Annotated in this window: 12 protein-coding genes and 1 CRISPR repeat array; of the genes, 9 read left to right on the top strand and 3 right to left on the bottom strand. The window is 44.2% G+C overall.

From position 1 onward, the window contains the following. Nucleotides 1-71: 71 nt before the first annotated feature. The 7 genes from J2T19_RS15925 to J2T19_RS15895 all read left to right on the top strand — a co-directional run bounded on the left by J2T19_RS15925 (nucleotide 72) and on the right by J2T19_RS15895 (nucleotide 6,197). Nucleotides 72-1,577, top strand: coding sequence for an alpha-glucosidase/alpha-galactosidase (locus J2T19_RS15925; protein ID WP_307217388.1), 1,506 nt, complete (start codon nucleotides 72-74; stop codon nucleotides 1,575-1,577). A 442-nt stretch (nucleotides 1,578-2,019) separates the two neighbouring features. Next, entirely contained in the window at nucleotides 2,020-2,379 is a 360-nt protein-coding gene (locus J2T19_RS15920; RefSeq protein WP_307217386.1) for a PadR family transcriptional regulator, read from the top strand. A gap of 2 nt (nucleotides 2,380-2,381) precedes the next feature. Next, nucleotides 2,382-3,077 (top strand): permease prefix domain 1-containing protein, encoded by a 696-nt coding sequence (locus J2T19_RS15915; protein WP_307217383.1) that lies wholly within the window; start codon nucleotides 2,382-2,384, stop codon nucleotides 3,075-3,077. Then, nucleotides 3,074-3,628: a DUF4825 domain-containing protein gene (locus J2T19_RS15910; protein WP_307217381.1), complete on the top strand. Its 555-nt coding sequence runs from the start codon at nucleotides 3,074-3,076 to the stop codon at nucleotides 3,626-3,628. The genes J2T19_RS15915 and J2T19_RS15910 overlap by 4 nt, the downstream gene beginning before the upstream one ends. A gap of 132 nt (nucleotides 3,629-3,760) precedes the next feature. After that, complete coding sequence (locus tag J2T19_RS15905; RefSeq protein WP_307217379.1) at nucleotides 3,761-4,531, top strand: amino acid ABC transporter substrate-binding protein; 771 nt, start codon at nucleotides 3,761-3,763, stop codon at nucleotides 4,529-4,531. Nucleotides 4,532-4,673: 142 nt separating this feature from the next. Then, nucleotides 4,674-5,333 carry an amino acid ABC transporter permease gene (locus tag J2T19_RS15900; RefSeq protein ID WP_307217377.1) on the top strand — a complete coding sequence of 220 codons (660 nt, stop codon included), beginning with the start codon at nucleotides 4,674-4,676 and terminating at the stop codon, nucleotides 5,331-5,333. Nucleotides 5,334-5,441: 108 nt separating this feature from the next. After that, complete coding sequence (locus J2T19_RS15895) at nucleotides 5,442-6,197, top strand: amino acid ABC transporter ATP-binding protein (RefSeq protein WP_307217375.1); 756 nt, start codon at nucleotides 5,442-5,444, stop codon at nucleotides 6,195-6,197. A gap of 136 nt (nucleotides 6,198-6,333) precedes the next feature. On the opposite strand, the gene J2T19_RS15890 is transcribed toward J2T19_RS15895, so the two are convergent. Further along, nucleotides 6,334-6,885 (bottom strand): hypothetical protein, encoded by a 552-nt coding sequence (locus tag J2T19_RS15890; protein WP_307217373.1) that lies wholly within the window; start codon nucleotides 6,883-6,885, stop codon nucleotides 6,334-6,336. A gap of 299 nt (nucleotides 6,886-7,184) precedes the next feature. Between J2T19_RS15890 and J2T19_RS15885 the strand changes: the two genes are divergently transcribed. After that, on the top strand, nucleotides 7,185-7,562 hold the full coding sequence (locus tag J2T19_RS15885; RefSeq protein WP_370874892.1) for a DUF4190 domain-containing protein: 378 nt from the start codon (nucleotides 7,185-7,187) through the stop codon (nucleotides 7,560-7,562). 272 nt (nucleotides 7,563-7,834) lie between these two features. Here the strand turns inward: J2T19_RS15885 and J2T19_RS15880 are convergent, their stop codons facing one another. Next, the gene (locus J2T19_RS15880; protein WP_307217371.1) at nucleotides 7,835-10,021 is read right to left on the bottom strand and encodes a YhgE/Pip domain-containing protein; all 2,187 of its coding nucleotides are present in this window, start codon (nucleotides 10,019-10,021) and stop codon (nucleotides 7,835-7,837) included. A gap of 74 nt (nucleotides 10,022-10,095) precedes the next feature. Then, nucleotides 10,096-10,674 (bottom strand): TetR/AcrR family transcriptional regulator, encoded by a 579-nt coding sequence (locus J2T19_RS15875; protein ID WP_307217369.1) that lies wholly within the window; start codon nucleotides 10,672-10,674, stop codon nucleotides 10,096-10,098. A gap of 316 nt (nucleotides 10,675-10,990) precedes the next feature. Here J2T19_RS15875 and J2T19_RS15870 point away from each other — a divergent pair, with 316 nt between their 5' ends. Next, nucleotides 10,991-11,512 (top strand): hypothetical protein, encoded by a 522-nt coding sequence (locus J2T19_RS15870; RefSeq protein WP_307217367.1) that lies wholly within the window; start codon nucleotides 10,991-10,993, stop codon nucleotides 11,510-11,512. A 228-nt stretch (nucleotides 11,513-11,740) separates the two neighbouring features. After that, a CRISPR array of direct repeats spans nucleotides 11,741-12,317; the repeat unit is 33 nt; unit sequence GTCGCACTCTGTATGGAGTACGTGGATTGAAAT. Between the last annotated feature and the right edge of the window lie 489 nt (nucleotides 12,318-12,806).

Here is a 12,806-nt window from a genome sequence, read left to right as displayed (position 1 = left end):
CACGAAGTACATCCACATGAGATGAGATTATGACCGAAGCACAAATTTCGGATCACGGGGAGGAATTAGCAATGTCTTTTAAAGTGGCATTTATCGGTGCGGGAAGTATTGGGTTTACACGAGGGCTGTTGCGAGATTTGTTAACTGTTCCAGAGCTCCGCGATATTGAGATCGCGTTCTGTGATATTAATCAGCATAACCTGGACATGGTTACAGAGTTATGTCAGAGGGACATTCGTGAGAATGGACTGAATATTACAATCCAGCCAACAACAAATCGCAGAGAAGCGCTCAAGGATGCTAAGTATGTGCTCTGCACCATTCGTGTAGGTGGACTGGAGGCTTTTGCAACCGATGTAGATATCCCGCTCAAATATGGCGTTGACCAATGTGTAGGCGATACGCTCTGTGCGGGTGGCATCATGTATGGGCAACGTGGGATCGCCGAGATGCTGGACATATGTAAGGATATTCGTGAGCACAGTGCACCAGATGTATTGCTCTTGAACTACTCCAATCCGATGGCAATGTTAACTTGGGCATGTAATAAGTATGGAGGCGTGCGTACGATTGGATTGTGTCATGGTGTGCAGCACGGGCATCATCAGATTGCAGAAGCATTTGGATTGCAAAAGAGTGAAGTCGATATCATATGTGCCGGGATTAATCATCAGACTTGGTACATTCAGGCCTCTCATAAGGGACGTGATCTCACGGACGATCTGCTTGAAGCCTTCGAGAAGCACCCAGAGTTTAGTCGTACGGAGAAGGTTCGAATTGATATGTTACGCCGGTTTGGCTACTATAGCACAGAATCGAATGGTCATCTTAGTGAGTATGTGCCTTGGTATCGTAAGCGTCCAGAAGAGATCACAGATTGGATTGATCTAGGTAACTGGATTAATGGTGAGACTGGTGGATACTTGCGTGTGTGTACTGAAGGAAGAAACTGGTTTGAGACAGATTTCCCGAACTGGATGAAGGATGAACCGATGCGGTTTGTTCCAGAAAAGCGTGGGGAGGAACATGGTTCCTATATTATCGAAGGACTTGAGACAGGGCGTGTGTATCGTGGTCACTTTAACACCGTGAATAATGGAATCATCTCCAACTTGCCGGATGATGCGATAATCGAAGCGCCGGGGTATGTGGATCGCAATGGGATTTCAATGCCACATGTAGGTGATCTTCCACTCGGGCCAGCAGCCGTATGTAATGTGAGCATTTCGGTGCAGCGGCTTGCCGTTGAGGCGGCTGTCCATGGAGATGACACACTGCTCCGCCAAGCCTTCATGATGGATCCGCTCGTTGGTGCGGTATGTAACCCGAAGGAAATCTGGCAGATGGTTGACGAGATGCTGGTTGCTCAGGCACAATGGCTGCCACAGTATGGAGAAGCGATTGCTGCCGCTGAAGCGAGACTGGCTGCAGGTAATCTCATTCCAACGAAGGAATATGAGGGTGCTGCGCGTCTCAAGGTGAAGACGGTGGAAGAAATGCAGCAGGATCGGGATGCAGCGAACAAAAATGCTGGTGAGTCCGACAAAGGCAAAGATCGTGAGAAAGTACAACAATAGTTTAGTATTATTATGACTGTATAAATAGAGGCTGATTCGGCAGGCTGACGGTCACGGTAAGCCCCTTCTAGGGATGTCCCCCAAAAGTCCGCTTTTGATTACGAAGGATGCCTGACGGCATCTCAACGTCGAATATGGGATTCAGCCGAAATAAGTGGAGGCTTACAAAGTTTGTTTCCTTCGGAAACAATGTAGTTGCTCACGTAGGTTTGCCTACGCTACATTCTCCATTTCTAGAGGCGTCATCCCATCTTCTCGGTACTGAAAACAGCCCTTATCGAATAAGAACCTCTAGTTTAAATAGTGATGTGCTCAGTCCTCGTACTGGTGTGTATCACTATTTTTTTGTTTTAATTTTATTATGATAAGCATATTACCTTTACAGACATAGTAATATGTCTTATAGTATACCCAGGTTAAGGAAAGTCGGTGAGTCGGTCAGATGCAAGAGCAAACCATTAATAGTGATTTGATTCGAGGAAATATTGATCCCATGATTCTGAGTGTGCTTCTGGCGACAGATCATTATGGGTACGGCATTATTAAGGAAATCTATCGTAAGAGTGGAGAACAGTTCGAATTGAAAGAACCCTCGCTCTATTCTAGCTTGAAGCGGTTGGAGTCGAATGGATATGTAGAATCGTACTGGGGAGAACAGACGCAGGGCGGGAGACGCAAATATTACCGAATCACTTCAGAGGGTCGGATCGCCTACGATAGACAGCTTCAGGACTGGCAAGCAGCCAAGACATTGATTGACAGCATGATCATTATATCTAGAGCAGAGGGAGATGAAGGGTAGATATGAATCTAGAAGAACGTATTTCAAGGCATATGGAACGACTGTTTGAACATGCGCAGGATACAACAGCGAACAGAGAATTGAAAGAGGAGATACATAGCAACCTTACAGCTCGCATGGAGGATTATATCGATCAGGGAATGAGTGAGGAACAAGCTTTTGAGAAGGCTATTCAGCATATTGCCGGTCTGGATCAGATTATGAGTGACCAACATCAGGTACAACGATTCCCTTATTGGACTGCGGTGTTGCAGTCTGCATTGATCTACTGTTTGATCGCTTGGATCATTACGATTCCGATGCGGGTTCTGATGGAGGGTAAGATCGTTAATTTTTGGCTTACGATTGCAAGTGCACTTGTGGGCGGGGCATACCTGTTATATATGTTAAGCAATCGAGAACGTCAACGGAATGCAGAAGCGATGACTGTTATACGATCAACCACATTAAGGAAGTGCACGCGCATCGCCTGGTGGATGTGGGCTGTATTAATCCTAGTTTTGTGGGGCACGCAGGCTGCATTAAGATTCGGAAGTAACATCTGGTATAGTCGCCCTGTTCAGGTGGAGGGGCCGTATCAATTTGCTGTACTAGTTATTGCTTTTGTGATCCCTTTGCTGACCATTATCGTGCCGTTGATTGTGCAGAAGGCAGGACGTTTAGTAAAGGAATTTGAGGTAGGTGAGATCAGAGGATGAGGAAGAATCGTTGGATCATCGTGTTAGTGCTCGTCGGACTCGTAGCTCTTACTGTGGTTGAAGGGATCATTAATCCTAGAATTGAAGCGAAGCAGCAGGCTTATACCGCCGAGCAGCAGAATCCTTTAACCCACGATTTTACTGCCTTACAGAAATATCGGAGTCCATATATGGGCGACTTCTCTAATCTGAGCCATCTGAATCAGGGGTTACCTTTGGCTGAATATTTGAATGGTTATCAGCTATATCCCGATACATTTACGGCGGAAGTGAATTACAGTTTACGTTCGGATGAGTTGCAGGAGGAAGAACTGAAGCGGATGCTTGTTTATAATGCAACTGCCAATTTTGTACTGATTGATAATCTGGAACACATCGTGTACCAGTTGGAGGATACGCGTTATTCTTTGGATCGAGAGGCTACTAAACAATGGGCTGGACTTAAACTAGAGGCGCTTCAGGCGCCAAATAAATGGGATTCCTATGTACGTGAGCAGCTCGTGTCACCAGAGCAAGTGGAGATCGCTTTTTCACAAATTATTGACAATTAAGTGGTATGAAATGAACGGAATTGGACAACAGGCTCGACTCTTCTCCCATGCTATGTTATTATAAATCTCTGATAACGTGGTAACGAACTAAAGCGTTTTGGTTTGGCTTATAGACATGGAGGGGTAAGAGAGATGAGAAAAAAAGCGATTTTACTATTATTCATCAGTATATGTATGATTGTTGTGGCTGGATGCTCCAGTTCCGGAAGCAAGGACGATGACACCATTATTGTGGGAATTGATGATAAGTTTGCACCGATGGGGTTCCGGGATGAACAGAATGAAATTGTTGGCTTCGATATTGATTATGCGCGGGCAGCAGCGGAGAAAATGGGTAAAGAGGTTACTTTCCAGCCGATTGACTGGTCTTCCAAAGAGTCTGAGCTAAACAGTGGTCGGATCGATATGATCTGGAACGGATACACGATTACGGATGAACGCAAAGAGAAAGTGTTATTCACGAAGCCGTATCTGGAAAATAGTCAGGTTGTCATTGCGCTTGCGAATTCACCTATTACCAAGCTAGATGAACTGGACGGCAAAAACGTAGGCTTGCAAGCACTGTCTTCTGCGGCAGATGCACTGGCGGCAAGTCCACTGAAGGACAAAGTAAAAGCTTCCGAGTTCAAAGATAACGTACTGGCTCTGACAGATTTGAAAACGACACGTTTGGATGCAGTGATTATCGATGAGGTCGTTGCTAGATACTACATGGGGAAGGAAGAGGGAACCTACAAATTGTTGGATGAATCCCTTGCCCCAGAGCAATATGGTATTGGTATCAAAAAGGGAAATGAGGCCTTGCTGAACGATTTGCAAAAAGCGCTTGATGAGCTGAATGCGGATGGCACAGCAGCTGAAATCTCAACCAAATGGCTCGGTGAAGATAAGGTTTTGAAATAGACAGGCGATTGCCTGACATACTGATGTGAATGGAGCTGGCTTGTCCAGGATGTTCACTACCATAATGACCCCGTATTCCGCAATGGAGCATGTGATGCTTCCGCGAGGAGTGCGGGGTTAACAGATTAGAGGAGACATATTCATGAGTTGGGATTATATATTAACGGTGATGAAGCCTATGCTTGAAGGGGCTCAGACGACGATTTTGATGTTTTTATTGGCAATTGTTCTATCTATACCGCTTGGTTTTGGTATTACGTTAATGATGCGTAGCCGGTTTAAACCATTTGCTTGGATTGCACACACTTACGTCTATGTGATGCGTGGAACACCACTATTACTGCAAATTTTGTTCTTCTGCTTCGGTCTTCCGCTCTTGCCAGTAATCGGCGAATATCTAGTGTTTGAGCGTATCGTTGCAGCGGCGATGGCATTTGTGCTCAATTATGCGGCATACTTTGCGGAGATCTTCCGAGGGGGCTTACTCTCCATTGACAAGGGGCAACATGAGGCAGCGAAGGTACTTGGATTGTCTAAGACCCAGACGATGGTAAAAGTTATTATTCCCCAGATGATCCGTGTGGTGTTGCCCGCAACGGCGAACGAGTCAATTACGTTGATCAAGGATACGGCACTGTTATATGCTGTCGCTGTGCCTGAATTGCTGTATTATGCTCAAGCTGCGGTGAACAGAGATATTCAGTTGATTCCATTTTTTATTGCTGCAGTTATGTATTTATTGATGACGCTTGTGCTTACCTTGCTGTTTAAGGCATTGGAGAAGCGTTTCTCGTTTGAGTAATAGCTGGACGATAAGGATATTTACACCTATTACTTCGATAACAGATCAATTTTCCGGCGTGGTGTTGGAATGAATTTTCAAATTATTTAATCAAAGGACTGTGTATGGATGACACATATAATAGAAGTAACTCAGTTAAAAAAATCATTTGGTGCACTGGATGTGCTCAAACAGGTGTCGTTTAACGTTGCACCCGGCGAAGTCATTGCTGTCATCGGTCCGTCTGGTTCGGGTAAAAGTACGATGCTACGTAGCCTCATTCATCTCGAAGAGATCACAGGAGGCACGGTTCGCATTCAAGGACAGAAGATGGCGGATAACGGAAGTTATGCAAATGCTGCGGAGATTCGGAAGATCACTGACCGGATGGGTATGGTATTCCAGCATTTTAACCTGTTCCCCCATCTGACTGTGCAAGCGAACCTGGAGCTGGCTCCGAAGACGTTGAAAAAAGAAAGCGCGGCAGTGATCAGGCATCGTAGCCAAGAACTGCTCGGCAAAGTAGGGCTATCAGACAAGGCTGATGCTTATCCAGCGAACCTGTCTGGTGGACAGAAGCAGCGGGTGGCGATTGCCCGTGCCTTAATGATGCAGCCGGATATTCTGCTCTTCGATGAGCCGACATCCGCACTTGACCCAGAGTTAACAGGTGAGGTGCTCCGTGTAATTAAACAGTTAGCACAGGAGAACATGACCATGATGATCGTAACCCATGAGATGAGCTTCGCCCGTGAGGTAGCGGATCGCGTGTTCTTCATGGACAACGGAGAAATTGCCGAGGCCGGCCCACCAGAACAGATCTTTGGCACGCCGATATTGGAGCGCACACGCACGTTTTTACAACGGGTAGAGGTGGAAGGATAATTTTAAAAATATAAACACGTAATGAGGTATTTCAAGATACTGTCGTTACGTGTTTTTTTGTTATCAGGCACCGAGACATATGAAAAAAAGCCTCTTCACCCTATGTGGTTAATCAGAGGCCTTTCTATTTTTTCGCTTAAGAAATATACCCATCAAACAGCCATTCTCCTTCAGACGAACGAACAAAAGAGAACTCGTACGCGGTATGTCCTTCAGAACCTTCTGTATAATTGTAATGGGCTATGAAGAGCATAAAATGATCTGGATCCGTCTGATCGTAACCTCTGAATTCGAACTCATCCCACGATAATCCGGTAATGAAGTTGACCTCATAGGATTGATCTTCCTTTGTAATGATGAATTGCTTGTTATCCTGAGACATCTCCACATTTGGTGAGGAAATGGACTTCATGTATGCAGTATCCCCTGACTCCATGGCAGCAATTAGCTTAAACGTCATATTCAATGTTTCTCTCAGATTATTTCTAATCTCCTCACTATTTACATCTACCTGAAGTTGATTGATCTGTTCCTGAAGTTGTTGGTTTTCCTCTTCAAGTTCCTTGATCGTTTGTGCTTGATCCTGGTTCTGCTCCGCCTGCTGCAACGTATCGACAGGTGCTTCAGATGGGGTACATCCCACCATCAAACCAATTATGGATATCAATATAAGAGCAATTTTGTACATATTATACCTCCCATTCCTTAAGTTAGAATAACATATTTTTACTATTTATTGAGGGCTTTAGATGTATTTGTAGTCTGTTACTTCATTTAACTGCGAGGTAGACCGATATAAACGAAGAAAAAACAGTAGTTGGAATTTAAAGAAGAATTATAAAATGTGCAAACCTTAGATAAGAGGAAATACATTCGGAGATATTAATTTTATTATATAAATACATATATTGGTTTGTTGCATAATCAAGTATAATGATAATACTTCATGAATAGGGAGGATTTACCTTGGATTACCGTCAGAATAATGTGGATCAGAATTATAATCAGAATCAGAATCAACACCCGAACTATAATGATCCACTACCACCATTTCCGCCTTATCCACCATATATGGCACCGAAAACCAACGGCAAATCAATTGCAGCACTTGTGTTGGGGATTTTGTCGATTATGCTTCCATATATCGGATTTATCATCGGAATCGTAGCTATTATTTTTGCAGCACTCTCGCTTAAAGAAATCAAGGTTCGCATGGAACAGGGAAAAGGGTTAGCGATTGCTGGCCTGGTTTGTGGAATTGTAGGCACACTGATTTATGCACTGATCATTTTGTTTATTATCGTAGCAGTCGTCCTCTATGGGGATGCGTACTCATCTACGTATTCACTCACGTATCTGTTCTAAGCAGATATTTCAGGCTACGTACATACCACCTGAAGGCGGAGCATGTAGTGTGATTTTATAGGGTTAATCATTAGACGATCCGTAAGGTGTAGTTACCTGAGGATCGTCTTTTAATTATCCATTGTGGTAGCCGTAAAAAATAAAGAAGATACATAGCGCATGATCAACATCGAATCGTCCCAATAAAAAAAGCAAGACAGATATCTCGCAACCACCTTCGTTCATAAGTTGAGGTGAATGCATCCATGATATCCGCCTTGCCTGCTATTTTTTTACATCTGAAGTGCTGCTTCACCTTGAACGACTTCGCTTTTCTCAGCACGATGCACCATGAAGTAGGTGAACGAACCTGCCAATCCTACAAAGGCAAAGATCAACAAAAGCCAGATCTGATCCCATGCGACACCGAATTGGCCACTTGAGATTACTGCTTTATATCCAGTCACACTGTAAGTCATCGGCAACCATGGGTTGAATACTCTTAGCCAGTTCGGGATAAGTTCCAGTGGAAACGTACCTGCACTTGTTGTCAATTGGAAGATCAGCATGAGAATAGCCAGGAAGCGTCCTGGATTCTCAAGCCATGTCACGAGAGCCTGGATAATGTACATGAAGCTGAGGCTGGTGACGAAGCTGAATAAGAGAAACAGTGGAACGCTTTTCACTTCTAGCCCCAGTCCTGACAGAACGAGCCACGAAGCGAGCAAAGATTGAATAGCACTCATTAATGTAAAAGCTAAGGTTCGACTCACAAAACGATTCCAACCACTCGCATCTATGACTGAGCTATTGCGCGTAGGTACAACTAATGTTGCAATCAAAGCTCCGACGAATAAACCCAAGGAAAGGAAATAAGGAGAGAACCCTGTTCCATAGTTAGGTACCTCGTTATGCTTTTGCTCTTCGACTTGAACAGGTTCAGCATACATGGATACCAGTTCATCCGTCTTTTTCACACTGGATGTTTCTTCCGCAGCATCAAGCAGTTTGCTCGCAAGTTCGCCTGATCCGTCGGTTAACTTCGTGGTACCATCCTGCAACTGGGCTGCGCCTGCATCCAGCTGTCTGGAGCCGTCTGCGATTGTAGTCATGCCGCCTGAAAATTCATTCATAGCAGCCACTAATTTGCCTGCACCAGTATTCAGTTGATCTGCGCCTACTGCAAGTTTGGCTCCGCCCGCAGCGGCTTCAGATAATTTGGCATTGAACTGTTGTAAGCCTCCAGCTAATTGCTCTTGTCCAGCAGAGAGCTGGGAAGCACCTTGAAGCAATTGTTGTTCACCTTGTACAAGCTGTGTGCTGCCTTGATGTAATTGCTGTTGAGCTGCTTGTAGGTTCTGGCTACCCGTGACCAATTGTTGTCCACCTTGCACTAATTGTTCACTACCCGCAGCAACCGCCTGACTTGCAGCAAGCAATTGCTGTACGGCCGGATTGCTGGCGAGCTCTGGGCTTGCCGCTGTTAACTGAGCTAATCCTTGTGCAACAGCTTTGGCTCCTTCGCTTACTTTGCTGCTGCCATCAACAGAAGCCTGAATACCTGCGGTTAACTTCGCACTGCCTTCTTCGGATGCAGCGAGACCAGCCTCCAGCTTAGAAGCACCATCATAAGCAGATTGGATACCTGCTTGTAGTTGCTGACCTCCAGCTTGAGCTTGTGTGGCTCCGTTCTCCAGCTTCTGTCCAGCAGCGGCGAGTTGGGAGAGTCCACTGGATAGAGAGTTTGCACCTTGATGAAGTGTGCCGATACCTTCTGCGAGTGTAGCTGTACCCTCTTGCAGAGTTGCTGCGCCAGCTTGGAGTTGATCTGTGCCGTCCACGAGTTTGGACAGGTTTTGTTTCAGTTTGCTAGCCCCATCATTCAGCTTCGCTGAGCCCTCATTTAGCTTGCTCGCACCATCACCCGCATCAGATAGACCACTAGATATCGTTGCTACTTGATCTAGCAGTGTTTCGGTGTAGGATTCAGTGACCTTCGCAGATACCTTTGCCTTAATCTGTTTGACTGCGGTACCGCCAATCTGCCCTGCCAAGAAGTTGTAACCTTCGTTAGGCTCATATATAAGCTCTGCTGGTGTAGGGTGATCATCCATTAGCGTTGTTGCTTTTGCGGAAAAGTCCTCGGGAATCACAATCGTCATATAGTACGCATTGTCATTCATGCCTTGATCCGCTTGCTCACGACTTACAAACTCCCAGCGGAAATCATCACTTTTTCTCAATTCATCGACGAGATTATTGCCGACTTCTAAGGTTTGGTCATTAAATGTAGCACCTTGGTCGTTATTAACCACAGCTACAGGAAGCTCATTCATTTTGCCATAAGGATCCCAGAATGCGTTGAGAAACATGCCGCTGTACAGCACCGGAATAAACAACACCACGAGGATTGGAATGAATACTTTAGGTTTCTTGAAGGATGACTTTATATCTTGAAAAAATACTTGTATGGATCTCATTATGCGCTCTCTCCCCATGATCACACGATCGTTATTATTTCTATATTGTTCTGTATGGATTGTGGAGCCAGTCTCTAGGTTGGGGATAGTCCACTTTGGAGAAACTGACTCACAAATGCCTGTATCTGAGCCTTCTGTAAGGCTGGATTCGTTTTGTTCCAATCGGAGGTTAAGGTGACGTACAATTTCAGGAGCACAAAAGAGACGATCTTGGGATTGTCTTGGCGAATCTGTCCCAGCTCCATGGCTCTCGTAACCTGACGCTCCATATATTCAAGAATGGCTGACTCTACCTTTTGTAGACCCTCCTTCGCTTGTGGTGTGCCGAACTCATTGACCTCTTGAAACAACTTGATTAACAATTCATGCTTCTGCCTGTACTCCAGTAGGGCATCCATGCTCTGGTGCACATTGGCGAGAAAAGGTTGATCGTCTTGCACGGTCTCTTCCGTAATCTGTTTCATGTCTCTTATGATGGAGCGCAGAATCTCCCTGAACAGTTCTTCTTTGTTATCGAAAAAGGTATAGATCGTGCCTTTGCCTACATTCGCAATGCGGGCGACCTGTTCCATCGTTGTGGCCTTGTAACCAAATAAGGCAAACGATCGTTCTGCCGAATTCATAATTTGCTGCCTTCGATCCATAGCAGCCATAAGTTATGCATCTCCTTTATGAGGTGGAATGATGATCATAGTAGTGAATCCTGTTCAATATGACCGGTTTACTATTACGGTCAATTGGTCGTTAACAAATGTAGCACCTTCCTGGGGGAGGAGAAAGTGATCTATATCATATTTTTAATAAATGTTTTGAGTTATGGAAGTGAGATGTTTGGAAAATAGAGCTGAAATCCTGCTTATCTTAGATTTTGATTATATGGATTATTTTGTATGATAAAATAGCTTTAATCTATAAATAGAGAACGGTGTGAGATTGAGATCAATCATTTCATATATGAGGGTTAATAGAATGAGAAAAGTAGCTAGTATTCTAGTAATGATATGCATCGCATTTGGAATGGCGGCGTGCAATGATTTGAACAAAGAGGGCAGCTCGTCAGCAGAGCAAAGTAAGGATAACGTGCAAATAGAAGCGGTAACCGCACAGCAGGAGACTGAGTCGGAGGACAGTGAGACCAACTTTGAACAAGGTGTATTCATTGATTGGGAGCAGGAACATGATCCTCTCTTTAATGATGAGATCCAAGAGGTATTGAAAGAAGCTCTAGAAGCTAACGTGAGATCGGATCAGGCTGCATTTGGGAGTTTGTTCTTAGATCCAGAAGCAGCTGATCGGCATTGGGGGCAATTCGGAGGCAACGTAAGATATACGGAGATTGGGCACGTTTCCGAGGACACAACGAAGAACCACATTCTTGTAGGTGTGCTCGGTGAAATATTGAGAGATACCAATAGTATAGAGGAATATGGGATTACGTATTATTTTGCAAAAGACGAATATGGAAAATGGGGCTTGGTAGCTGTTGATTGATTATGACTAATGCAGGGTGGGTGATGGTGCGAATGCCAAGCTCACATGCTTTTCCTGGAGGATTCGCACCTCATATGTTGTGGAAAGTAATACTATTGTGACCTTTTGGCAATGACATGCCTTGAGTTTCTCTAGTTGTTTATCATATGATGAGAGAATAAGTGTAACAATTACTGGAAATACGTGATGATTTGAATGATATATGACTTTATTACGTATATTTCCGCTGTCGCACTCTGTATGGAGTACGTGGATTGAAATAACTAACTGCTCGACCCATGAGCGAAATGTATCACGTCGCACTCTGTATGGAGTACGTGGATTGAAATCAGGTAAGCAATTCCCCTGTAAAGTGAGCTGGTTGGGTCGCACTCTGTATGGAGTACGTGGATTGAAATTGTTTCTCGATTTTTGTAAGATTTTAGGTACAAAAGTCGCACTCTGTATGGAGTACGTGGATTGAAATACCTGTCGCGACCACGAGACCCTTAGGTGCATCCGGTCGCACTCTGTATGGAGTACGTGGATTGAAATAACCATAAAATGAATATAATCTGTGGCCCAAATGGGTCGCACTCTGTATGGAGTACGTGGATTGAAATTGGAAGGCAGCGGTTGACGATCCGAAAGAAGCAGCGTCGCACTCTGTATGGAGTACGTGGATTGAAATAGCCTTAACGGGTTTGTACGCCGTTAGGCGCACACGTCGCACTCTGTATGGAGTACGTGGATTGAAATAACAGTAAAGGTTCAACGAGTGCTCGTTCAAGGTGTCGCACTCTGTATGGAGTACGTGGATTGAAATAATGGAGAATCAAAGGTCAAAGGAATTAGTAAGTCGTCGCACTCAAAGGGTACTGAAGTAGGTATATACAGTGCAACAGTAGCAACAGTATTGTTAAACGCGCCAGACTATAAAGTCATGAAAGCTGAAATGCAAAGGAAGAATATATGGACTGATCAAATTCAAGATATTGAAGATTCTATTGCAAAAATAGCATTAGATGTTAAATGAATGTAATAATGTACGAATAAACCTATATTGGTTCCAAATATACTAGGGTATTCATATTTTAATCTAATATAATATACGAATACTGTCACATCTTTAATTAAGTCTATATTGAGCAGTCCACACATGTGGAGTGCTCAGTGTTACTAAAATGTAGAGGGGCTAGCTTTTAAGCTCCTCTTTTACTAAGCCCCAATAATATGGGGGCGAGTAATGTTGTAGTGAATTTTTATTGAGCCATTCTGTAAATTAGTGTTTGAAGCAGTTGTTTCATAATCCGAT

The organism is Paenibacillus tundrae, from assembly GCF_030812775.1.
GTDB lineage: Bacteria > Bacillota > Bacilli > Paenibacillales > Paenibacillaceae > Paenibacillus > Paenibacillus tundrae_A.
Note: the sequence above shows the minus strand (reverse complement) of the source record. Positions and strands in the feature narration are given on the sequence as shown.

What these genes read in the sequence shown, in the direction of transcription:
- J2T19_RS15890 (WP_307217373.1), bottom strand. Translation starts at nt 6,885, where the DNA reads ATGTACAAAATTGCTCTTATATTGATATCCATAATTGGTTTGATGGTG.
- J2T19_RS15925 (WP_307217388.1), top strand. Translation starts at nt 72, where the DNA reads ATGTCTTTTAAAGTGGCATTTATCGGTGCGGGAAGTATTGGGTTTACA.
- J2T19_RS15875 (WP_307217369.1), bottom strand. Translation starts at nt 10,674, where the DNA reads ATGGCTGCTATGGATCGAAGGCAGCAAATTATGAATTCGGCAGAACGA.
- J2T19_RS15895 (WP_307217375.1), top strand. Translation starts at nt 5,442, where the DNA reads ATGACACATATAATAGAAGTAACTCAGTTAAAAAAATCATTTGGTGCA.
- J2T19_RS15880 (WP_307217371.1), bottom strand. Translation starts at nt 10,021, where the DNA reads ATGAGATCCATACAAGTATTTTTTCAAGATATAAAGTCATCCTTCAAG.
- J2T19_RS15870 (WP_307217367.1), top strand. Translation starts at nt 10,991, where the DNA reads ATGAGAAAAGTAGCTAGTATTCTAGTAATGATATGCATCGCATTTGGA.
- J2T19_RS15905 (WP_307217379.1), top strand. Translation starts at nt 3,761, where the DNA reads ATGAGAAAAAAAGCGATTTTACTATTATTCATCAGTATATGTATGATT.
- J2T19_RS15900 (WP_307217377.1), top strand. Translation starts at nt 4,674, where the DNA reads ATGAGTTGGGATTATATATTAACGGTGATGAAGCCTATGCTTGAAGGG.
- J2T19_RS15910 (WP_307217381.1), top strand. Translation starts at nt 3,074, where the DNA reads ATGAGGAAGAATCGTTGGATCATCGTGTTAGTGCTCGTCGGACTCGTA.
- J2T19_RS15915 (WP_307217383.1), top strand. Translation starts at nt 2,382, where the DNA reads ATGAATCTAGAAGAACGTATTTCAAGGCATATGGAACGACTGTTTGAA.
- J2T19_RS15920 (WP_307217386.1), top strand. Translation starts at nt 2,020, where the DNA reads ATGCAAGAGCAAACCATTAATAGTGATTTGATTCGAGGAAATATTGAT.